Here is a 23,032-nt window from a genome sequence, read left to right on the forward strand (position 1 = left end):
GTCTCTAAACAGTTTTAAAAATACAACCACGCAAACACATTACAATTTTTTGAATGTGTACTTACACTTGCAAGTATACCCGCGCTAGGGATTGCAGTGAAAAGCCCACAGCGAGGTACGAAGCGAGGACTTGCAGCGAAAAGCCCGACCCGACAGGGAAGCGCCCAAAAAACAATAGTTTTGATTTTTTTTGATGAGAATTGTTTGGCATGACCTTTGGTTTACGTATTGCTTTTTCTATCTTTGATTAACACCAAATAACCATGTTAAAGCAATATTTACAGTTTAAATTATCGCAAAAGCTATCGCCACAGCAAATTCAATTAATGAAATTGATACAGTTGCCTACGCAAGCTTTTGAGCAACGAATTAAACAGGAATTAGAGGAAAACCCTGCGCTTGACAGTGGTAAAGAGGAAAAAGAGGCTGATTTTGATGCGGAGTTTGAAAATAGTACTGATGAGTTTGATGATAGTGACTCTATAAATGCCGATGATATTAATGTTGATGAGTATTTAAGTGATGATGAAATACCTGATTACCGTACGCATGCCAATAATTACAGTAGTGATGATGATGAAAAATCTATTCCGTATGCTGCTGGCACCTCGTTTACACAACACTTAAAAAATCAGTTAAATACCTATAGACTTAATGATGAAGAACGTGATATTGCTGAGTTTTTAGTAGGAAGTGTTGACGAAAGTGGCTATATAAGGCGTTTACTTTCTGATATTATGGATGATTTGGCGTTTACACAGAATGTATATACCACTGAAGATAAAATTGAAAGTGTTTTAAAAATTGTACATCAGTTAGATCCTGCTGGTGTTGGTGCGCGTAATTTACAAGAATGTTTAAGCATACAATTACATAGAAAAGAAAAAACTAGTGATACTGATTTAGCCATTACTATTATTGATAATGCTTTTGATGCATTTACAAAAAAGCATTATAAGAAACTGTTGCAAAAGTTTGATATTACAGAAATGCAGCTAAAAGATGCTATTACTGAAATTGAACATTTAAACCCTAAACCTGGTGGTTCTTACGCTGGTAATAACCGCATTGTGGAGCATGTAGTACCCGATTTTGCCATAAAAATTGTTGATGGTGAATTAGAATTAACACTTAATGGTAGAAATGCACCTGAGCTTCATGTATCTAGAGAGTATAATAATATGCTAAAGGGTTACAAGGATGCAAAAGATAAAAGTAAATCTCAAAAAGATGCAGTGTTATTTATTAAGCAAAAACTAGATGCTGCAAAATGGTTTATTGAAGCTATAAAACAGCGACAGCAAACGCTTTTTGTAACTATGAGTTCTATTATGCACTATCAAAAAGATTATTTTTTAACTGGTGATGAACGCCAATTAAAACCTATGATTCTTAAAGATATTGCCGATGAAATTGATATGGATGTTTCTACAGTATCTCGGGTTGCTAATAGCAAATATGTTGATACACCTTACGGCACTAAATTGATAAAGGAATTCTTTTCTGAATCTATGAAAAATGATCAAGGTGAAGATGTTTCTACTAGAGAAATTAAAAAAATATTAGAAACTGTTATTGAGGAAGAAAATAAAAAGAAACCACTTACCGATGAAGGTTTAGCTAAAATTTTAAAAGAAAAAGGATACCCTATTGCTAGACGAACTGTGGCTAAATACAGAGAACAATTGGATATTCCTGTGGCTCGTTTAAGAAAGAAAATTTAATGCACCATATTTTAAAGAGTATTTCGGGTGTTTTTCATCCCTTAATAATGCCCATTGCAGGTGTTGTTTTTTATTTTGCTAAAACACCACGGTTTATTGATAAAACAGTTATTTGGGCAAAACTTATTTCACTTTCTATTCTTACTATTATTCTACCTATACTTTTGTATTTTTTATTAAAAACATTAGGTAAAGTAAACTCTATTGATTTAAAAAGCACTAAAGAGCGTATTATGCCTTTAATTTTAAATGCGGTAGTAGTTATTTTAGTCATTCAAAGAATTTTAAGGCCCGATCCTTATATAGAACTCTACTACTTTTTTGTGGGTATTCTAATTTCTACTTTAACGTGCTTAATATTAGCGTTTTTTAAGTTTAAAGCAAGCATACATATGATTGCTATTTCTGGTGTTTTTATGTTTTTTATTGCACTTAGTATTCATTTTAGTATTAATATTAATGGTACGTTGGCACTAATGTGTATTATTACTGGAGCTGTAGCAACATCAAGATTGCATTTAAAAGCACATACGTATCCTGAATTAATTATGGGTATTGTTGTTGGGTTCTTTCCTCAACTTATTTTGATTACAAAATGGCTTTAAAGAATGTAGAATATTAAGCCAACTTTAAGAGCATTCATATCTATTGGTTCTCCATTAATTTGAGCAGTATCATCAAAAATTGAATTTAAACCATAATGCACAAATACATTCCACGTGTTATAACCTGTGCTTAGGGTGAGACCGTATTGAAAATTATTAAAACCAGGATTGTTACTATACTTTAATTCGCCTAAATCGCCCTCAAATTTACTTCTATTTGAAAACACATAGCCTAGTTTTACACCTACATATATGCGCCAAAACTTATAATCTGTTGCTGTAGAGGTTCTCCATCGGTATTCTATAGGTAACTCTATTACGTGTTCTGAAAATTTATTTTTAGTGAAGTTGATAGTTGTATCATCAATAATGCTATAATTAAAAGTTCCTGAATTATCTTGTTGTATTAGCATATTTTGAATGTATGAATTGGTAGAATATCCTAAACCTATACCGATAGCTTTATTTCGTCTCTTATTAATTGGCATATCTTTAATATACCCCAAATGAAACCCAAGCGAAAAACTATTCTGCTTTAAACCATCTGGTCTATTTATCAATACATTGTATGTTGTTCCTATATAAATCTGATCTTCTTTGTATAGAGAATCTACAACTTTACTTGTAATTTCTTGAGAAAATATAAATGTTGTAAAAAGCGTGAGAACTAAAACTACTAAAGATTGCTTCATGTAAAGGGTTGCTATTGATTCACAAAGATAATAGAATACAGTTATAAGTCATTTTGTATTTTAACTTACAACGTTTTACAGAATGTATATTCAACTGTTTTCTTGATAATAATATATTAAAAAACTTACAAAATTTTCGTTAAAAAAAGCTTCTCGATACAAATTTTACGTATTTATTATCGCATCAAAAACTTAAAACGACCATATTATTTTACTACAATAATATCATTAATATCAGTAGTGTATTTTGGTGATAATCGTTCTTGGCGCATTTTCCAAGTACGCTTTAAATCTTGATTACCTAATTTTACTTTATGAGTTGCATACTTTTTATTTAATTTATCAATAGCGCTCATTAAGGGTTTGTGTTTAGGGTTTTCAGCATCAAACATTTGCAATTGCTGATTATTTGTAGGTACTAATCCCATTACAATAACACCTGCACGCTTGTATTTAATACCTGTTTTAAAAAGTTGCGTTACCGCATTAACAGCAGCACCACTAATAATTAAATTAGAATCTGTTGGATACGGAAAATTTACTACTCTACTCGCTTTATGCTGCGCCATATCCTTTTTATACCTATCGCTTTCTAAGGTTACATACACCATATAACAGCTAGACCCTTGCTTGCGTAATTTTTCGGCACAACGCGTGGCAAAGGTAGATACACGCTCCTTTATATAGTGTATATCATCATAACTATAATCAAAACTACGTGTGGTGGCTATAGCTTTTTTTGTTGTAGGCTCATCAAGTTGTAATTGCGCAATACCCTCTAACTCCTTTTTTAGTTTAAAGCCTGTAGAACCAAAATTTTTACGCACCCAAGCGTCAGGGAGGTTTACAAAATCTATCGCCTTTGTACAGCCTTTAGCATTTAATTTCTTTTGAAACCCACGCCCTATTCCCCAAACATTCTCAATGGCAATCCATTTTAAGGCTTTAACTCGTTTTTCTTCAGAATCTATAACGTAAACCCCTTTTGTTTCCTTAGGAAATTTACGCGCTATTTTATTAGCAACTTTACTTAATGCTTTTGTTGGTGCTATACCTACACAGGTGGGTATGCCCGTCCATTTTAAAATACGCTGCCGTATTTGATTGCCGTAATCTTCAAAATTATAGTTTTCAAAACCTTTAAATTCTAAAAAAGCCTCGTCTATACTGTACACCTCAACATTTGGTGTAAACTGCTCTAAAATTGTCATAACTCGATGACTCATATCGCCATATAATGGATAGTTGGAAGATAATACGGTAATACCATTTGCTTTACAAAACCCATCCCATTTAAAAATAGGAGCTCCCATTGGTAAGTTTAACGCTTTAGCTTCATCACTTCTAGCAATAACGCAACCATCGTTATTACTTAAAACAGCAATAGGCTTGGTTTGCAAAACGGGGTTAAATACCCGCTCGCAAGACGCATAAAAGTTGTTACAATCTACTAAGGCATACATAGTATAAAATTACAGATTTATTTACATTTAGTGCATGAAAAAAGATATAATTGTTTCAGAAAATCAACGTCCTTTTTGGCAACGTTTTGTTGCTTCTATTTTTTTTACAACAGCTCTAGCATTATTTGTATATATAATTTATAATGCAAACTGGACAGATAAAAACTTAAAAAACATAGGATATAATTTTAATACTGTAGTATATCTTGTTGTTGCAGGTATTGGATTTTCCTTTAACAAAAGTGTTTATATAGATGTAAAAAAGTCAAGATTTCGTGCTACGTTTGAAGTGGGACCTATTAAGTTTGGACAATGGAAAGCTATTAATAATTATGAGTATGTTTCTATATTTCATCAACCTCTCATAGATGGTGAAAAAGTATATGAGATAAATTTATGGTACAACAGAAATCAACACTGGGAATTGTATAAAAAATATGATTTTAAGGAAGCTTTTGTAATTGGTTACGAAATTTCAGAATTATTACAAATAGATATACTAGATGCAACTATTCCTAATAATTATAAATGGATAAATAAAGAAGCTTCTATGAAAAAAGGCGAAATGGTATATAAAAACATCTAGCCTAAAATAATGTCTTCTTTTTTATAATTGTTGTACCAATACGTTTATAAATAACTTCTTGCCCATTTGCACAAAAGGTATATACGCCTTTTGCTTTTTGTTCTGAAACTGATAAAAGCACAACATCTTCTACATTACAATTATATTCTTTAGCTACTTTGTTTTTTACATGATTCATCGTAGCTCTGCCCTTCTTTAATTGTGCTTGTATTTTACCGTTAAGTTTAGGTTCTACATAATCTTTTGGCAAACTACATTTCGTGTTTTCTTTTGATGTTGATACCGTTTTAATATTAGATTTTGCATTTGCTGCTTTAATATCAATATACTCCCAAGTAAAATCTGCTTTTAATAATACTCGCCTACCATCATCAGTTTTTACAATGTGATTATCTTGAGCAAAACTGATAAAGGAAGTGAATAAAACAAAAAACAAGATAAATGATTTCATAGCAAAAATTATAAAATTCAAACGGTTACTCAAAAATACAACTTAATCTTCAACATACTCTAAAATATCAGCGGGTTGGCACTTTAGTGCTTTACAAATAGCCTCTAAGGTTGAAAACCGAACTGCTTTGGCTTTTCCAGATTTTAAAATAGAGAGATTAGCAGTAGTAATACCAATAATTTCAGCAAGTTCTTTACTTTTCATGTTGCGTTTGGTTAGCATAACATCCAGATTTACAACTATTGGCATAACTATATGGTTAAATCGTTTTCTTCTTTAATATATCTCCCTTTTTTCAAAACATCTAAATACAGATAAATTAAAAAAGCAATAACCAAATGGGCAAACACAATAAAATAATCATCTCCAAAACGAATTGAAACTCCTTTTATCAAAAAAGAGCTAGTAAATATTATAATATAACCTAACGGAAGCATATTTAGTATTAGAAATAAACGTAATCGTTTTAAACTCCTTTTATCGAATAGCTCCTTTTTCACAAAAACTTTCAAAAATTCTTTAAAAGCATAAAAGTAAATAATGTAATATGCCATAACAATCCACATAATAAAAATAGCATAATTAAAAGGTACGTTAATATTTAGCCCTAATACAGGTACGTGAACTTTCCCTCTGTTGTCTATAACATCTACAAAAAGTATATCTAGTTCAAATTTATATTCTAAAAAAGCGAATATTGAAAATACGAATAGAAATAGCAATACAATGGCAATAGTATAAAACAGTATTTTGGATGTTACGTAAGCGAGTTTTTTCATTTCGTTATATCGTTAAATCGTTTTCTTGTTTTAATAAACCTCCTTCTTTAAAAACTTCAGCCATTATAAACGCTACTAAAACTAGAATAAATGGACCAATAGAAAGTCTGAAACCTTTAAATCCTCCTAACTCAAAGCTAATTGAGGAATAACTAATTAGTATGATATAAATCAAAAGATACATCCCAATGCGTCTAAACGATTTTACGTTTTGCATCCCAAATGTTTCAACACGTTTTACCGACATCATTACGCTCTGAAATTCTTTAAGAGCCATAAAAACCAACGCAAATACAGCAATATATTTTAAATAATTAATATAAAGAGATCCTGTCGTTATATGATCTATTGTGTAAACATCTTTATCTTCCATCAAGTCATCTTTTTTCAATTTATATGATATAGAATAATTATATTGTTTGGTATTAAATTGTAATTCTTTACCCTTATAATAATTCTTATCTATTTGAAGATGAACAAAAAATATTGTTAGCGCTATTACTATTACAACTAGCCCTATCTTAAAAATTTTACACAACAGTATTGCAATATTGAGAAGTGTGTTTTTAGTCATTACGCCTAAAATTATTGTTTAACAATAACAAAAATAAATAAAATTATCGAAAAACAATAATATTAATTAAAACTATTTTAAACTCCAGAATAACGGAAGCATTATTTATATTTGTTTTAGATGAAAGATTTTCCAAAAAAATTACAAGACAAACTTGATGAGCGTAGAACAAATAATGCGCTACGTTTGCTTAAGTCTCCCAATAATTTAATCGATTTTTCATCAAACGATTATTTAGGATTTTCTAAAAAAAACATCATTTTCAAAAATGCACATCAGTTTTTAAAAGACCATAATATTACTCAAAACGGTGCAACAGGCTCCAGATTACTTTCTGGAAACCATAAATTGTATTACGAGGTAGAACAACAACTATGTGAGTTTCATCATAGTCCATCTGCTGTAATTTTTAATTCGGGTTACGATGCTAATATTGGCTTCTTTTCATCGGTTCCGCAACGTGGTGATATTATTTTATATGATGAATATATACACGCATCCATAAGAGATGGCATTTCTATGAGTCATGCAAAAGGATATAAGTTTAAACATAATGATGTAGCCGCATTAGAAAAAAAATGTGAACATGAACGCCATAGAAATTCAAAAGAAACAAACATTTATATTGTTACAGAATCTGTATTCTCTATGGATGGCGATACACCTCATCTGGAAAAAATAGCACAGGTAAGTAAACAGCACAATGCGTTTTTAGTTGTAGATGAAGCCCATGCTACTGGTGTTTTTGGAAAAAAAGGCGTTGGCCTAATTCAACACTTAAATTTAGAAGACGCTATTTTTGCACGTATTATCACGTTCGGTAAAGCTTTAGGTTGCCATGGTGCTACTATTTTAGGTAGCGATATTTTAAAACAGTATTTAATAAACTTTTCGCGTAGTTTTATTTACACTACTGCGTTACCGCCACATAGTTTAGCAACTATATATACGGCTTATCAAGAATTAAAACACAGTACAGCCATTGGCAAGCTACATGAAAATATCAGATATTTTAAAGCTGAAATAGTAACACATAAACTGGAGCACTTATTTATTGAATCACATTCTGCTATTCAGTGTTGTATTATTTCTGGGAATGCTAATGTAAAATCAATTTCTAAAAATCTTCAACATCATGGGTTTAACGTTAAGCCTATTCTTTCACCAACCGTACCAAGTGGTCAGGAACGTTTACGCTTTTGTTTACACAGCTATAATTCTAAAAAAGAAATCTCAGAAGTCTTAAAGTTACTCGCTACTTTTGTAACATCTTAACGTTGAACTTGCTTCAATAGCTTAAAAAAACTAAACACTATTTATGAGCGATACTTTTAAAACCATTGCTAGATACCAATATTCAACCGAAGCTCAAATTATAAAAGGTCGTTTAGAAGCCGAAGGGATTCAAGTATTCTTAAGTGATCATTTAACTATAGATACCGATCCTTTGGTAAGTAACGCTATTGGTGGCGTAAAGCTAAAAGTGCTATCAACCGATGCTTTAAAAGCACAACATATTTTAGCATCAATAAACAAATACTCCATTGACGATGATGGCAATACAATAAGTTGCCCCAATTGCCATGGAAACCATATTGAGTTATTTTCAACAATAAAAGATGCTAAATCATTATTCTGGTTTATTTTTGGTGTATTATTTTCTTCGCTTCCATTTTATACAAGACATAAATATAGATGTGAAGCTTGTAAAACCGAATTTGATTTAAAATGAAAACATACTTCATCACAGGCATTTCAACCGATGTTGGCAAAACAGTAGCTTCTGCAATTATCACTGAAGCTTTAGAAGCCGATTATTGGAAACCAGTACAAGCGGGAGAATTAGATAATTGTGACACAAAAAAAGTAGAGCGCTTAGTCTCTAATTCTAAATCTAAATTTCACCCCAACGCCTATGCATTAAAAACACCTATGAGTCCGCATGGTGCAGCAGAAATTGATGGAATTACAATAGATATTAAAACGATAAAGCCACCAAAAACTAAGAATAATTTAGTTATAGAAGGTGCAGGTGGTTTATTAGTGCCTTTAAATAATACAGAAACTATTTTTGATATCATACAACCAGATTATAAAGTTATTGTAGTATCCAGACATTATTTAGGAAGCATAAATCACACACTTTTAACGGTGCAAGCACTAAAAAATAAAGGATTTGATGTGTCCATTATCTTTAGCGGAGACGAACATAACACTACTGAAGATATTATAAAAAAAATGACGCAAGTGCCCATACTCGGAAGAATTGATGAAGAGCCCTATTTTGATAAAAATGTGGTAAAAGCATATGCAGAACTGTTTAAAGACAAATTATGAGTCTTCAAAAAAGAGATAAAAAACACTTGTGGCATCCGCTAAAGCAGCACCAACTAAACCCAGACAGTTTAGCTATTGTAAAAGCAAAAGGCTGTATACTAACTGATGAAGATGGTAACGAGTATATTGATGCTATTGCCTCATGGTACACCTGTATGTACGGGCATTGTAACGAGTATATTGTTGAAGCCACGTACAAACAAATGCAGCAATTAGACCAGGTGATGTTTAGCGATTTTACACACGAACCTGTTATAAAACTTTCTGAAGAACTCATTAAAATTTTACCCCAAAACCAAAACAAAATTTATTTTAATGATAATGGCTCTACCGCCGTAGAAGCTGGGATAAAAATGGCATTGCAATATTATTTTAATAATGGCGAAAAACGGTCGTTATTTATTGCTTTTGAAAACGGATTTCATGGCGATACCTTTGGCGCCATGAGTGTTTCGGGGCTTTCTGTGTATAACGACCCTTTTGAAGATTTTTTAATCGATGTAAAACGCATTCCTACGCCTAACGGAAGCAATACCAAAACCCTATTAGAGCAACTTAAACTTTTAGTGTCACACCATAATATTGCTGGTTTTATATACGAACCGCTAATTCAAGGTGCGGCAGGCATGAAAACCCATGATGCCAAAGGCTTAAATACAATTCTGAATTTCTTCAAACAGCATAACATCCTCACCATAGCTGATGAAGTAATGACAGGTTTTGGTAAAACAGGCAAAAATTTTGCATCAGATTATTTGGAAACTAAACCCGATATTATGTGCTTAAGTAAGGCACTCACAGCAGGTTTACTGCCAATGGCTATTACATCTTGTACACAAGAAATTTATGATGCATTTTTAAGTAACGATGTTGCAAAAGGCTTCTTCCATTGCCACACCTACTCTGCAAATCCTGTGGCCTGTGCTACCGCAATTGCTGGTATTGAGTTACTCACCTCTACTAAAATTCAAGATAGTATAAAGTGGATAGAACAATCGCATTCAAAGTTTAACACAGAAATAAAGAACCATCCCAAAGTTGAAACAACAAGGCATTTAGGCGTTATTTTTGCCATAGACCTCAACGTTAAAATGGCACGTTACGGCGATTTACGCGATAAACTCCTAAAGTTTTTTATGGACAGAGGTGTATTTTTACGCCCGCTCGGAAACACCATTTATATACAAGTGCCTTATGTGATTTCAAAAGCCGAATTGCAAAAAGTGTATCAAACTATTCAAGATGCGTTACATTTTATTTAGGGCGTTACCCCAAAAAAGGGGTCGGGCTTTCGGGAGTCGCTCCCTCCTGCGTCGGGGAGCTTCAACAAATCCCTCAATCCCTAACGCAAATCAAAACCCGTAAAAACATGAAACAATTGGCATAAATTGTACAACAATGCCCTAAATTTGCCTTTTAAAATAGTGCATGTTGATTATATGCAACAAACCGACATGAATACACCAATATCCATAACAGCCATAGCGTCCATTTCTCCTTTAGGAACATCATTAGACGCCACATGGAAAAGCTATCAAAGTAACTCGCCTTGTATTTCTGAGGAAACATATTCTGGAAAATCAGTTTTGGTATCGCAAATTTCAGAAGACGCCAAATATGAGATTGCGCTATTAAAACAATCAGACAACAAATACAAAACGCTAGATGACACTGTTCTTTTTGCTATATACGCTTCTAGGCAAGCTATAAAAAAAGCAGGTTGGAATGCCTCTGATAATTTCGGAATTAATATTGGTTCATCTCGCGGTGCTACTCGTTTGTTTGAAACCTATCATGAGTCATTTTTAAAACACAATAAAGCCGAAACCTTAAGTTCGCCAACTACTACTTTAGGAAATATTTCCTCGTGGGTAGCACACGATTTGCAAACACAAGGTCCCGAAATTAGCCATTCCATAACATGCTCTACTGCTTTACATAGCATACTAAATGGTATTGCTTGGATAAATTCTGGTATGTGCAGTAAGTTTTTAGTTGGTGGTAGCGAAGCACCATTAACGCCGTTTACTATTGCACAAATGCAAGCCTTAAAAATCTATTCTAAAGAAAACGGTGACTATCCTTGTCGTGCTTTAGATTTTGAAAAGACTAAAAACACCATGCTTTTAGGAGAAGGCGCTGCAATGGTGTGTTTAGAAGAAGGTAAAAAAACTAATGCCATAGCAACAATTACGGGTTATGGGTATGCTACCGAAATATTAAAACACAACATCTCGATATCTAGTGACGCCCAGTGCTTTCAAAAATCTATGGCTATGGCTTTAAAAAACTTAAATCCTAATGAGATTGATGTTATTGTCATGCATGCACCAGGCACAATTAAAGGTGACACATCAGAATATAAGGCCATCCAAAACGTATTTAAAGATAAGCTACCAGCAGTAACATCCAATAAATGGAAAATTGGACATACATTTGGTGCATCTGGTGTTTTAAGTTTAGAACTAGCAATTTTAATGATTCAATATCAGAAATTTATAGATATCCCTTATTTAAAACCTCAAAAATCTCCAAAGTCTATTAAAAACGTGATGATTAATGCTGTTGGTTTTGGTGGTAATGCAGTTTCTATATTATTAAGTAAAAACTAAAAGTTTTATCTTTTAATTACTATTTTTGATTTCAACTAACTGATAGATTTATGAGCGTGACTAAACACAACTGGACAAAAGCGGAAATTCTTGATATTTATAATAAGCCTTTAATGGAGTTGCTTTACGAGGCGGCAACAATACATAGGGTAAATCACGATCCAAATACAGTTCAAGTTTCTACATTATTATCTATAAAAACAGGAGGATGTCCTGAAGATTGTGGGTATTGCCCGCAAGCAGCACGTTATCACACAGATATTGAAGGTAATGATTTAATGAGCGTTCAGCATGTAAAAGCGCAAGCGTTACGTGCAAAATCTACTGGAAGTTCTCGCGTATGTATGGGAGCTGCATGGCGAAATGTAAAAGATGGCGAAGAGTTTGATCAGGTTTTAGAAATGGTACGTACCATTAATAAACTAGATATGGAAGTGTGCTGTACTTTAGGCATGCTTACCGAAAACCAAGCACAACGTTTAGCAGAAGCCGGCTTATATGCTTACAATCATAATTTAGATTCTTCTGAAGAGTATTATAAAGAAGTGATTTCTACTCGTGGTTTCGAAGATCGCCTAGAAACTATTGATAATGTGAGAAAAACTAATGTTACTGTTTGTAGTGGTGGTATTATTGGAATGGGAGAAAAAATAGAAGATAGAGCTGGTATGCTGGTAGCGCTTTCTACTTTAAATCCGCAACCAGAATCTACACCTATTAATGCATTAGTCGCTGTTGATGGCACACCTCTTGAAGACCAAACACCAGTGTCTATATGGGAAATGGTACGTATGGTAGCTACCACGCGTATTGTGTTGCCGGAAACCCAAGTTCGTTTAAGTGCTGGAAGAACACAAATGAGTAGAGAAGGACAAGCCATGTGCTTTTTTGCGGGTGCTAACTCTATTTTTGCGGGCGATAAATTATTAACTACTCCAAATCCTGATGTAAATGAGGATATGGAAATGTTTAAACTCTTAGGCTTAAATCCGCAAAAGCCATTTATTAAAAAAACACAACCACAATCGGTTGAGGCTAAGGATTCTCAATTTGAAGCTTTGGGTGAAAAGCCTAAATGGACGAGACCAGAACACAAAATTGAACGTAACGAAGTTGCTAAAACAAAGGCTAAGGCAGTTAAGTAACTAGTTAACTTAGTAAAATCTACCTTGGCAAGCCCCGCGTTAGGGATTGCAGTGTATAGCCCACAGCCCGACGCAGGAGGTGCGAGGACTAGTAACGTAAAGCCCGACCCCTTGTGGGTAACGCCCAAATAATTACACTTTAACTTTTGTACTTATAAAGTTTGCTGTATTTTTGCTTCTTTAAAATCAATCTAAATAAGCTTGCAAGACACTTTAGCACATTTAAAACGTGGAGAACGTGGCATTATTACTGATGTTTCCTCTGTTGAAATTCCTTTAAAATTACTTGAAATGGGGTGTTTACCTGGTAACTCGGTAGAACTTTTGCAAGTGGCACCCTTCCAGGACCCGATGTATTTAAATATAAATGGCTCGCATCTAGCGATTAGAAAAGAAACGGCTGCCCTTATTTTAATTGAAAAAGTAGCACATGAGTAAACAGATAAACGTTGCTTTAATTGGCAATCCTAATACTGGAAAAACTTCGGTTTTTAATGCTTTAACGGGTTTAAACCAAAAGGTTGGCAATTACCCCGGTATTACGGTTGAAAAAAAACAGGGTATTTGTAAATTACCCCGTGGTGTTAAGGCGCATATTATTGATTTACCAGGAACGTACAGTTTAAATGCGTCTTCGCTTGATGAAAATGTCGTTATTGAACTTTTATTGAATAAAAACGATAAGGATTTTCCTGATATTGCTGTGGTGGTAACCGATGTTGAAAACCTAAAACGGAACCTTTTATTATTCACCCAAATTAAAGATTTAGAAATACCGACGCTACTAGTGATAAATATGGCAGACCGTATGCGTTACAAAGGTATTTCTTTAAATATTGATTATTTAGAAGAGCAACTTAATACTAAAATTGCACTTATAAGTACACGAAAAAATAAGGGTATCGATACACTAAAAACCTTAATTGCAAACTATAAAGAGGTATCGGTAAAGCCTTGTTTAGATACTAATAGTATTGACCCAACGTATTTTGGAAATTTAAAAAAGGCATTTCCTAACCAATTATTATATAAACTTTGGTTAGTAATTACCCAAGATGTTAATTTTGGAAAAACAGACAGAAATGATTTTGATGCGGTTGCCGATTTTAAGACCAAAAGTAAAGGCGATCTAAAACGTTTACAGCAAAAAGAAACTATAAAACGGTATCAATTTATAAATAATGCCTTAGCTAAAGGGCAAACTATAGATTTAAGTCAGGCCAAAGATTTACGCATTAAATTAGATAGAATTTTAACGCATAAAGTTTGGGGATATCTTATTTTTGGTTTTATTCTATTAACAATTTTTCAAGCTATTTATGATTGGTCTAGTGTACCCATGGACTTTATTGATGGGGCATTTGCTAGTTTAAGCGAATGGATAAAAAATAGTTTACCCCAAGGTGCTTTTACCAATTTAATTGCTGAAGGTATTATTCCTGGTTTGGGTGGTATTGTTATTTTTATTCCGCAAATTGCATTTCTATTTTTATTTATAGCCGTACTTGAAGAAAGTGGTTACATGAGTCGCGTAGTATTTTTAATGGACAGAATTATGAGGCGTTTTGGTTTGAGCGGCAAAAGTGTTGTGCCACTTATTTCTGGTACGGCTTGCGCTATTCCTGCTATTATGGCAACACGTAATATTGAAAGTTGGAAAGAACGTTTAATTACTATTTTAGTAACACCTTTTACAACCTGTTCTGCACGCTTACCTGTGTACCTTATTATTATTGCTTTAGTCATTCCTGAAGGGCGATTTTTTGGGTTAAGCTATCAAGCGTTAACCTTAATGCTACTGTATTTAATTGGTTTTGGAACGGCTATTGTTTCCGCTTTTATTTTAAATAAAATTCTAAAAATTAAAAGTAAAACGTTTTTTGTTGTTGAAATGCCTAACTACAAACTCCCCATGTTTAAAAATGTGGCTTTAACGGTTATTGAAAAAACAAAATCCTTTGTATTTGGTGCTGGTAAAATTATTTTGGCCATTTCTATTATTCTTTGGTTTTTAGCATCTTATGGCCCTGGAGAACAGTTTAATAATGCTGAAACTATTATTTCTATTGAATATGCATCTCAAAATTTAAATGAAGACGAGTTACAACAAAAAATAGCATCGCATAAACTAGAACATTCTTTTATTGGTATTGCTGGTCATGCTATTGAGCCTGTAATTAGACCTTTAGGATACGATTGGAAAATTGGCATAGCCATTGTAAGCTCATTTGCTGCTCGTGAAGTTTTTGTGGGTACACTAGCTACTATTTACAGTGTTGGAAATGACGATGAAGCTACCATTAAAAACCGAATGGCTGCAGAAGTAAATCCAATTCTCGGTGGTCCGTTATTTAATTTTGCATCGGGTATTTCACTATTATTATTTTATGCCTTCGCTATGCAATGTATGAGTACACTAGCCATTGTTAAAAAGGAGACAAACAGCTGGAAATGGCCAACCTTACAACTGGTGATAATGACGCTTTTTGCCTATATTGTAGCTTTAATTGCCTTCCAGTTTTTGAAATAAAACCACTTTAAATTCGACTAAAGTATTATGAACCACATCATCCAAAATATATTTGCCTTTACTGCGGTTGCCTTGGCGGTTTTATTTTTAATTAAAAAATTCTTCTGGAAAAAACCTGAAGCAAAAAAAGCTTGTGGTAATGATGGTTGTGGTTGTGATTAAACTACATATTTAAAAACCTTTGCTCCAATATGGTAGCATTCCAAAATTTATAGCTAATTTGCTCTAGACTTGAAAAATACTATTAATATTTATTAAAATGAAAAAAAGACTATTTTTAAGTGTCATAGCTATAACTAGTATTACTGCGACATACTCACAAAGCAATACCACCAAATTATTAGATGCAAATTTAACCAACTTCAATACCTATATCGGCGTACCCCACAGCACAGTAGTTGGCTTACCAGAAGGCACATATCAATCTGATAACGTTAGAAAAGGTACACCGCTAGGTCTAAATAATGACCCTAAAAATATTTTTACAACAACCAATATAAATGGTGAAACCATATTGAATATTTCTGGTGAAGTTTATGGAAGCATTACCACAAAAGAAACCTACGGTAATTATCATTTTAGCACCCTTTTTAGATGGGGACATAAAAAATGGGAACCAAGACTAGAAAGAAGAAAGGATTCAGGTATTTTATACCATAGTTATGGTAATTATGGTCGTTTTTGGAATACTTGGAAAACCTGTTTGGAATTCCAGGTACAGGAAACAGATTTAGGTGATTTTATTTCCTTAAATGGCAATACGGCTACACCAAAAGTTAAAGGGCCAAAGGTTGAAATAAGAGGCGATGCCAATGCTGATCCTAAAAAATACGACCCTAATTTAAACACTTATTTTGAAGGAAAAGGGTATATACACGCAGCGTTAGAGCCGCAAAATCCTCATGGGAGTTGGAATCATTTAGAATTGTACGTAATTGGTAATGATGCGGTACATGTGGTAAACGGTAAAATTGTTATGGTGGTTGAAAATGCTATGAATCCTGAAACCAATACACCTTTAATTGAAGGGCAGATACAAATACAATCTGAAGCTGCGGAGTGTTATTATAAAAATATGTCCGTAACGTCTATTACTGAATTCCCAGAGTTTATTTTAAAAGCTATTAAACTCAAGTAATAAGTATTATTAGTTCAAAACAACTACATTAAAAGTTGGCTTTTTTTATAATAAAAAGCCAACTTTTATTTTTTTTAGTTACATTTGAAAAAATTTTAAGCTCACTTAAAAATTAATTAAAGCAAACAAATGTCTGTAGCTATTGAAAATTTTGTAAAAGCGATTTACAAAAACGGAAAACGAGACCATAACGACACCAAACCGGGTAATATCGCTAAAGAATTGGGTATATCCAATGCTGCAGCAACTGATATGGCCAAAAAACTAGCTATAAAAGACCTTCTACATTATGAAAAATATCAGGAGTTAAAACTTACGGATAAAGGCACTAAAATGGCATTAAATGTGATACGCAAGCACCGTCTTTGGGAAGCGCTTCTTTTTAAACTGTTCGATTTATCTTTGCATGATATTCATCGTGAAGCAGAATTATTAGAGCACCAAACATCGGATTTGCTAGCCGACAAAATCAGTGAATTTTTAGGCAATCCAAAATTTGATCCTCACGGAGACCCTATTCCTAATGCAAATGGTGAAATCACTACTGTAGATAATTCTATTCCACTTTCAAATACTATTGAGGGTAAAACTTATATCATCTCTAGATTAATGAGTGATGATAAAGAGTTTTTTGATTTCTGCGCGCAACACGGATTAAAATACGGAAACACCGTTTTGGTATCAAAGCAATTCAGTAAAAATAAAATGACTCAAATTTTAGTAAATAATAATACCATTCTTTTAAACGAAGATTTCACCTCAATAATTTATGTTAATGAACAAAATTAATTACACACTCATTTTTGCAACTTTATTAATATCATTTTCAGCTGTAGCTCAAAATGATACCTTAGACCCTTTAGTTACTGATAGACCTGATGCTACAGAAGCATCGTCAACCGTAGGCAAAGGTGTTTTACAATTTGAAACTGGAGGATTATATGAATCTTTTGAAGCAAATAATGTAAAATCCGAAGATTATACATTCAATACTATGCTTGTTCGTTACGGCATATTAGATAATTTAGAACTACGCTTAGGTTGGGATTTTGTTGAGGGTGTTACCACAATAAACAACAATAAGTTAAATAACGTGACAAGTGGCTTATCGCCTTTACTGGTTGGTATGAAATTAGATATAGCAGAAGAAAATGGCTGCATGCCAGAAATAGCTCTTATTGGTCACGTATTTCCCGTATTTAGTGCCTCAGCAGATTATCGTCCAGAGTATACCGGTGTAGATTTTAGGCTATCACTGTCTCACACATTAAATGAAAAATCAAGTTTGGGGTATAATGTTGGAGCGCAATGGGGTGATGACTCTCCAGAAGCTGCTGCTATTTATACGGTAGCTTACGGTTATAGTTTTACAGAAAAATTCGGAATGTATGCCGAAGTTTATGGTGATTTACCCGAAGATAATTCTGCCAATCACTTTTGGGATGCAGGAATAACCTATTTGGTAAATAACGATTTACAGTTAGATGCATACGTAGGCACAAGTATTACCGAAGGACAAGATTTATTATTAGGGTTAGGATTTAGTTATAGAGTAAGAAAAAATAATTAGAAAGCATGAAAAAACAGTTTATAGTACTTTTAGCAATAACACTTTTTTTGAGCTGCAAAAACGAGAAAAAAGAAAACGGCAAATTAAACATCGTCACCACAACCACGATGATAACAGATTTAGTAAAAAATATTGGTGGCGAGCATATCAATATGCAAGGTTTAATGGGTAGTGGTGTAGATCCGCACCTTTACAAAGCCAGCGAAGGCGATGTTACCAAACTAGCAAATGCCGATATTATATTTTACAACGGTTTACACTTAGAAGGCAAACTGGTTGAAGTTTTCGAAAAAATGAAAAACAAAAAAACCGTTGCCATTTCAGATGCTATAGACAAAAATACGCTTATCGGCTCAGAATATTTCGCATCTAATTACGATCCACATATATGGTTTGATATAGAATACTGGAAGCAAGCCACAAATTTCGTTGTAAACACACTTTCAGAAGCAATTCCAAAACAAAAAATCAATTTTGAAGCTAACGGAAAAGCCTATATAGCCAAACTCAACACCCTAAAAAGCCAGATAGAAACCACCATAAATACACTTCCAAAAGAAGACCGTATTTTGGTTACCGCGCATGACGCGTTCAACTATTTTGGAAAAGCTTTTAATTTTCAGGTTGTAGGTTTACAAGGCCTTTCTACAGCTACCGAAGCTGGTGTTCAAGATGTTCAAAAGTTGTCCGCCTTCATCATTGAGCATCAAGTCAAAGCAATTTTTGTAGAGAGTTCGGTACCCAAACGCACTATTCAGGCGTTGCAAGCAGCCGTGAAATCAAAAGGGCATAACGTTACTATTGGCGGAACCCTATATTCGGATGCCCTTGGTAATGCCGGCACTGTTGAAGGTACCTATATCGGCATGTTTGAGTATAATGTAAATACCATTGTAAATGCATTAAAGTAATTTTTTAGGAGCTAATCCTGCTATCCGCTATATCTTTTTTGAAGAAATATCAAAAAAGGATGCCGCTTCTATCAGGGCTAAATCATCAGCCAAGGTCAGGTTATAGTTCCAAATCATAGAAAATTTGCTTAAGTTTAGAGTTTAGAGTTTAGAGTTTAGAGTTTAGAGTTTAGAGTTTAGAAAGTTAAAAAATATGTATAGCAAAAAATAAAATTAGCAGAAAGTCGACACCCAAATCAATTCGAAGAATTGAACGTCAAGGCGCAGAATAGATAAAGAAAAGCTCCGAGAACAGGAGAACGATAGTTCGACGCGGAGTTTTCGTATCGGTTTTTATCCCGATAAAAATCGGGATAAAAAATTCCTCGACTTGAACTTGATTTTTTGGTTCGTTTTGCATCAAGGCAAAATGAACTTAAAAATAAAATAGTAATGGAACAAAAAACAAATAAAAATTCTAAAGAGACACCTGCTTCCGCAGGTGCTATAGCCGTAAAAGTAGACGACCTAACCGTAGCATACAACTACAAACCCGTGCTTTGGGACATCGATTTAGAAATCCCAGAAGGTGTTCTCATGGCTATTGTAGGTCCAAACGGCGCAGGAAAATCCACCCTTATAAAATCTATTTTAGACATTCTAAAACCCATTGCCGGAAGTGTAGAAATTTTTGGCAAGCCCTATGAAAAACAACGTCAAATTGTAGCCTACGTGCCACAAAAAGGAAGCGTAGACTGGGATTTTCCAACCACAGCCTTAGACGTTGTAAAAATGGGGACTTACGGCAGTTTAGGCTGGATAAAACGTCCAGGACAAAAAGAAAAAAAAGCAGCTTTAGAAGCCTTAGAAAAAGTAGGCATGTTACCATTTAAAAACCGACAAATAAGTCAGCTTTCTGGTGGCCAACAACAACGTATTTTTTTAGCCAGAGCATTGGTACAAAACGCATCAATCTATTTTATGGACGAACCATTTCAAGGTGTAGATGCGACAACAGAAATAGCCATCATCAACATTTTAAAAGAATTACGAAAAGCAGGAAAAACAGTCATTGTAGTGCATCACGATTTACAAACGGTTCCGGAGTATTTCGATTGGGTCACCTTTTTAAATGTAAAAAAGATTGCCACAGGACCAGTTAAGGATATTTTTAATGATGATAACTTAACAAAAACCTATGGTATAAATTATAAAGTAAGTATCCAAGAGTAGAGGCCCCCTAGCCCCTAAAGGGGGAAACTTAAAACGTTTCTCCTGAAGATTTAAAATAAGAAGAAAATATTTCGAAATTACAGTATATTATCTAAAAACTATGAAAGAGAGAGGGAAATTGAGATAAAAACATGATACAAACAGAAAATCAAGTCCCGAATCAATTCAAAGAATTGATCGTCAAGGCGCAGAATAGATGAAGAAAAGCTCCGAGAACAGGAGAACAATAGTTCGACGCGGAGTTTTCAAATCGGTTTTTATTCCGCTATAGCGGAATGAAAAATTCCTCGGCTTGAACTTGATCTTTTGGTTTGTTTTGCATCAAGGCAAAATGAACATAATAAAAAATAAAATTGCGAAACAGAACAAGATTCCTGCTTTAGCAAAAATTATGGACATAACAGAATACATAAAACTCGTCTTCACAGACTACACGCTAAGAACCATAACACTAGGCACAGCTATTCTAGGCGCAGTTACTGGTATGCTAGGTAGTTTCGCTGTACTCCGTAAACAAAGTTTATTAGGCGATGCCATTTCGCATGCTGCCTTACCAGGTATAGCCATAGCCTTTTTACTTACTGGTGCAAAAGATAGTAATACGCTACTTTTAGGCGCTTTAGCAAGTGGTCTTTTAGGAACATTTTGGATTAGAGGTATCATAAAAAAAACACATTTAAAATCAGATACGGCTTTAGGACTAATTCTATCTCTTTTCTTTGGTTTCGGTATGCTGCTACTCACGTTTATCCAAAAACAACCCAATGCAAATCAAGCGGGATTAGATAAGTATCTATTCGGACAAGCAGCAACACTCTTAGAAAGCGATGTTTGGCTGATGACTATAGTTACGGGCATTTGTTTATTCGTATTACTATTATTTTGGAAAGAATTCAAAATCTTATTATTTGATGCTGATTACACCAAAACATTGGGCTTCAATACAAAATTTATTGATATTCTAATTACCTCATTCATCGTATTAGCCATTGTTTTAGGACTACAAACAGTTGGTGTTGTTTTAATGAGCGCCATGTTATTGGCGCCCGCTGCCGCCGCAAGACAATGGACCAACAGACTAAGTGTTATGGTATTTCTGGCAGCCATTTTCGGTGCTTTCTCAGGGGTTTTTGGAACAGCAATCAGTGCTAGCCAAAACAATTTATCTACAGGGCCTGTTATCGTTATTGTAGCCAGTATTTTCGTGTTATTCTCATTCATCTTCTCTCCTAGCCGTGGTTTATTATTCAAACAAATTAGATTCATCAAAAACCGTCGCGACTTACAATTACATAAAACCTTGGCGTTTATGTACAACATTGTTGAAAGTCACGAGAATATATCGCATCCACACGCTATTAAAATATTAAATAATTTTCAAGGCTACACCAAAATAACCTTGCAAAAATTAGTACAAAAAAACTATGTAAAATTAGAGGGTAGCATGTGGAGTTTAACAGAAGAAGGGTTTCAAACCGCGTCAAACTTATACAACCAACAAACCGATAACAATGAGTAACGCTCAAATTGAAATACAACTAATTGCGAGTTTGGTTGCCATAGCCTGTGCCATTCCAGGTACATTTTTAGTGCTCAGAAAAATGGCAATGATTAGTGATGCCATAAGTCATTCTATTTTACCAGGCATTGTGATTGGATTTTTTATCACACAAGATTTAAACTCACCACTCCTTATTTTGTTGGCTGCTTTAACCGGAATTCTAACCGTAGTTTTAGTAGAATATATTCAAAAAACAGGATTAGTAAAAGAAGACACAGCCATCGGCTTAGTGTTTCCTGCTTTATTTAGTATAGGTGTGATCATGATTGCCAAAAATGCCAACGACGTGCATTTGGATGTAGATGCTGTTTTACTTGGCGAATTGGCGTTTGCTCCTTTTGATAGATTACTTATTTCTGGAGTTGATGTAGGTCCAAAATCCTTGTGGATTATTGGTAGTATTTTAATTATTACTATCGGACTTTTATTTGCCTTTTTTAAAGAATTAAAAGTAAGCACTTTTGATGCAGGTTTAGCAGCGTCTTTAGGGTTTTCTCCTGTTATACTCCATTACGGTTTAATGACGGTATCATCAATAACCACAGTTGGTGCTTTTGATGCTGTTGGCGCCATTTTAGTAGTTGCTTTAATGATTGCACCCGCTGCCACGGCATACTTGTTAACCAACGAATTAAAACGCATGCTGACTTACGCGATAGGGTTTGGCATATTTAGTGCCATTTCAGGCTATTGGCTAGCGCATGGGCTAGATGCTTCTATATCTGGATCCATAACCACCATGTTGGGTATATTGTTTTTAATGGTGTACCTATTTGCTCCGCATAAAGGCGTAATAGCGGTGATGTATCGCGAAAAGCAACAACGAACTGAAGTGTCATTATTAACCTTTCTACTACATTTAAAAAACCATACAGACGAGCGCGAACGCCATGTCAATCACCTGAACGAGCATATCAATTGGCAAAACCTACGCTCTAAAACGGTTTTAGATTTAGCATTAAAAAACAACATGATTCAATTGGATAAAAATATTGTTTCTTTAACTGAAAAAGGAGAAGACTTTACCTCGCAAGCTATCAATTACATCATCACTAACGAAGATGCTCAAATTGAAGACATGAAGGATGATTTCTTTTTGTTTAGAGGGTAATATTATTTATTGATCTAACAAGTATCCTAAT

General features: G+C 34.0%; 25 protein-coding genes. 19 read left to right on the forward strand and 6 right to left on the reverse strand.

The window, feature by feature from the left end; genetic code table 11:
• The first annotated feature begins 263 nt into the window (after positions 1–263).
• Positions 264–1,724 (forward strand): RNA polymerase factor sigma-54, encoded by a 1,461-nt coding sequence (gene rpoN / locus ACKGJY_RS13300; protein ID WP_413974392.1) that lies wholly within the window; start codon positions 264–266, stop codon positions 1,722–1,724.
• Entirely contained in the window at positions 1,724–2,329 is a 606-nt protein-coding gene (locus ACKGJY_RS13305; protein ID WP_413974393.1) for a hypothetical protein, read from the forward strand. Before rpoN ends, ACKGJY_RS13305 begins: the two co-directional genes overlap by 1 nt.
• Here the strand turns inward: ACKGJY_RS13305 and ACKGJY_RS13310 are convergent.
• Both ACKGJY_RS13310 and ACKGJY_RS13315 read right to left on the reverse strand, forming a co-directional pair.
• Positions 2,326–3,021 (reverse strand): porin family protein, encoded by a 696-nt coding sequence (locus ACKGJY_RS13310; RefSeq protein WP_413974394.1) that lies wholly within the window; start codon positions 3,019–3,021, stop codon positions 2,326–2,328. The genes ACKGJY_RS13305 and ACKGJY_RS13310 overlap by 4 nt on opposite strands.
• Before the next feature lie 206 nt (positions 3,022–3,227).
• A complete protein-coding gene (locus tag ACKGJY_RS13315; protein ID WP_413974395.1) occupies positions 3,228–4,484 on the reverse strand; it encodes a Y-family DNA polymerase in 1,257 nt (418 codons plus the stop codon).
• A 34-nt stretch (positions 4,485–4,518) separates the two neighbouring features.
• Here ACKGJY_RS13315 and ACKGJY_RS13320 point away from each other — a divergent pair, with 34 nt between their 5' ends.
• Positions 4,519–5,070, forward strand: a complete 552-nt coding sequence (locus ACKGJY_RS13320) for a hypothetical protein (RefSeq protein ID WP_413974396.1) — start codon at positions 4,519–4,521, stop codon at positions 5,068–5,070.
• A 1-nt stretch (position 5,071) separates the two neighbouring features.
• On the opposite strand, the gene ACKGJY_RS13325 is transcribed toward ACKGJY_RS13320, so the two are convergent.
• The 4 genes from ACKGJY_RS13325 to ACKGJY_RS13340 are packed head-to-tail and all read right to left on the reverse strand — an operon-like array spanning position 5,072 to position 6,874.
• Positions 5,072–5,521 carry a DUF3157 family protein gene (locus ACKGJY_RS13325; RefSeq protein WP_413974397.1) on the reverse strand — a complete coding sequence of 150 codons (450 nt, stop codon included), beginning with the start codon at positions 5,519–5,521 and terminating at the stop codon, positions 5,072–5,074.
• 42 nt (positions 5,522–5,563) lie between these two features.
• Positions 5,564–5,770, reverse strand: a complete 207-nt coding sequence (locus tag ACKGJY_RS13330; protein WP_413974398.1) for a helix-turn-helix domain-containing protein — start codon at positions 5,768–5,770, stop codon at positions 5,564–5,566.
• 2 nt (positions 5,771–5,772) lie between these two features.
• Entirely contained in the window at positions 5,773–6,300 is a 528-nt protein-coding gene (locus tag ACKGJY_RS13335) for a DUF2975 domain-containing protein (protein ID WP_413974399.1), read from the reverse strand.
• A 4-nt stretch (positions 6,301–6,304) separates the two neighbouring features.
• Positions 6,305–6,874: a DUF2975 domain-containing protein gene (locus tag ACKGJY_RS13340; RefSeq protein ID WP_413974400.1), complete on the reverse strand. Its 570-nt coding sequence runs from the start codon at positions 6,872–6,874 to the stop codon at positions 6,305–6,307.
• Between the two features lie 120 nt (positions 6,875–6,994).
• Here ACKGJY_RS13340 and ACKGJY_RS13345 point away from each other — a divergent pair, with 120 nt between their 5' ends.
• The 16 genes from ACKGJY_RS13345 to ACKGJY_RS13420 all read left to right on the forward strand — a co-directional run bounded on the left by ACKGJY_RS13345 (position 6,995) and on the right by ACKGJY_RS13420 (position 23,001).
• On the forward strand, positions 6,995–8,149 hold the full coding sequence (locus tag ACKGJY_RS13345) for an aminotransferase class I/II-fold pyridoxal phosphate-dependent enzyme (protein ID WP_413974401.1): 1,155 nt from the start codon (positions 6,995–6,997) through the stop codon (positions 8,147–8,149).
• A 43-nt stretch (positions 8,150–8,192) separates the two neighbouring features.
• Complete coding sequence (locus ACKGJY_RS13350; protein WP_413974402.1) at positions 8,193–8,606, forward strand: putative signal transducing protein; 414 nt, start codon at positions 8,193–8,195, stop codon at positions 8,604–8,606.
• Positions 8,603–9,211: a dethiobiotin synthase gene (gene bioD, locus ACKGJY_RS13355; protein WP_413974403.1), complete on the forward strand. Its 609-nt coding sequence runs from the start codon at positions 8,603–8,605 to the stop codon at positions 9,209–9,211. Before ACKGJY_RS13350 ends, bioD begins: the two co-directional genes overlap by 4 nt.
• Positions 9,208–10,473: an adenosylmethionine--8-amino-7-oxononanoate transaminase gene (bioA, locus tag ACKGJY_RS13360; protein WP_413974404.1), complete on the forward strand. Its 1,266-nt coding sequence runs from the start codon at positions 9,208–9,210 to the stop codon at positions 10,471–10,473. The genes bioD and bioA overlap by 4 nt, the downstream gene beginning before the upstream one ends.
• Positions 10,474–10,665: 192 nt before the next feature.
• Entirely contained in the window at positions 10,666–11,823 is a 1,158-nt protein-coding gene (locus ACKGJY_RS13365) for a beta-ketoacyl synthase N-terminal-like domain-containing protein (protein WP_413974405.1), read from the forward strand.
• 50 nt (positions 11,824–11,873) lie between these two features.
• Positions 11,874–12,968 carry a biotin synthase BioB gene (bioB, locus tag ACKGJY_RS13370; RefSeq protein WP_413974406.1) on the forward strand — a complete coding sequence of 365 codons (1,095 nt, stop codon included), beginning with the start codon at positions 11,874–11,876 and terminating at the stop codon, positions 12,966–12,968.
• Between the two features lie 201 nt (positions 12,969–13,169).
• A complete protein-coding gene (locus tag ACKGJY_RS13375; RefSeq protein WP_413974407.1) occupies positions 13,170–13,406 on the forward strand; it encodes a FeoA family protein in 237 nt (78 codons plus the stop codon).
• Positions 13,399–15,498 (forward strand): ferrous iron transport protein B, encoded by a 2,100-nt coding sequence (gene feoB / locus ACKGJY_RS13380; RefSeq protein WP_413974408.1) that lies wholly within the window; start codon positions 13,399–13,401, stop codon positions 15,496–15,498. Before ACKGJY_RS13375 ends, feoB begins: the two co-directional genes overlap by 8 nt.
• A gap of 27 nt (positions 15,499–15,525) precedes the next feature.
• Positions 15,526–15,660, forward strand: a complete 135-nt coding sequence (locus ACKGJY_RS13385) for a FeoB-associated Cys-rich membrane protein (protein ID WP_413974409.1) — start codon at positions 15,526–15,528, stop codon at positions 15,658–15,660.
• A 97-nt stretch (positions 15,661–15,757) separates the two neighbouring features.
• Positions 15,758–16,636, forward strand: coding sequence for a DUF1080 domain-containing protein (locus tag ACKGJY_RS13390; protein ID WP_413974410.1), 879 nt, complete (start codon positions 15,758–15,760; stop codon positions 16,634–16,636).
• 129 nt (positions 16,637–16,765) lie between these two features.
• Entirely contained in the window at positions 16,766–17,425 is a 660-nt protein-coding gene (locus tag ACKGJY_RS13395) for a metal-dependent transcriptional regulator (protein ID WP_413974411.1), read from the forward strand.
• Complete coding sequence (locus ACKGJY_RS13400) at positions 17,412–18,206, forward strand: transporter (protein ID WP_413974412.1); 795 nt, start codon at positions 17,412–17,414, stop codon at positions 18,204–18,206. Before ACKGJY_RS13395 ends, ACKGJY_RS13400 begins: the two co-directional genes overlap by 14 nt.
• A 5-nt stretch (positions 18,207–18,211) precedes the next feature.
• Positions 18,212–19,117, forward strand: a complete 906-nt coding sequence (locus ACKGJY_RS13405) for a metal ABC transporter solute-binding protein, Zn/Mn family (protein ID WP_413974413.1) — start codon at positions 18,212–18,214, stop codon at positions 19,115–19,117.
• 432 nt (positions 19,118–19,549) lie between these two features.
• The gene (locus tag ACKGJY_RS13410) at positions 19,550–20,329 is read left to right on the forward strand and encodes a metal ABC transporter ATP-binding protein (protein ID WP_413974414.1); all 780 of its coding nucleotides are present in this window, start codon (positions 19,550–19,552) and stop codon (positions 20,327–20,329) included.
• Positions 20,330–20,720: 391 nt separating this feature from the next.
• Positions 20,721–21,848: a metal ABC transporter permease gene (locus tag ACKGJY_RS13415; RefSeq protein ID WP_413974425.1), complete on the forward strand. Its 1,128-nt coding sequence runs from the start codon at positions 20,721–20,723 to the stop codon at positions 21,846–21,848.
• Positions 21,841–23,001: a metal ABC transporter permease gene (locus ACKGJY_RS13420; protein ID WP_413974415.1), complete on the forward strand. Its 1,161-nt coding sequence runs from the start codon at positions 21,841–21,843 to the stop codon at positions 22,999–23,001. The genes ACKGJY_RS13415 and ACKGJY_RS13420 overlap by 8 nt, the downstream gene beginning before the upstream one ends.
• Positions 23,002–23,032 lie beyond the last annotated feature (31 nt).

Source organism: Hyunsoonleella sp. 2307UL5-6 (genome assembly GCF_047345485.1).
Lineage (GTDB): Bacteria > Bacteroidota > Bacteroidia > Flavobacteriales > Flavobacteriaceae > Jejuia.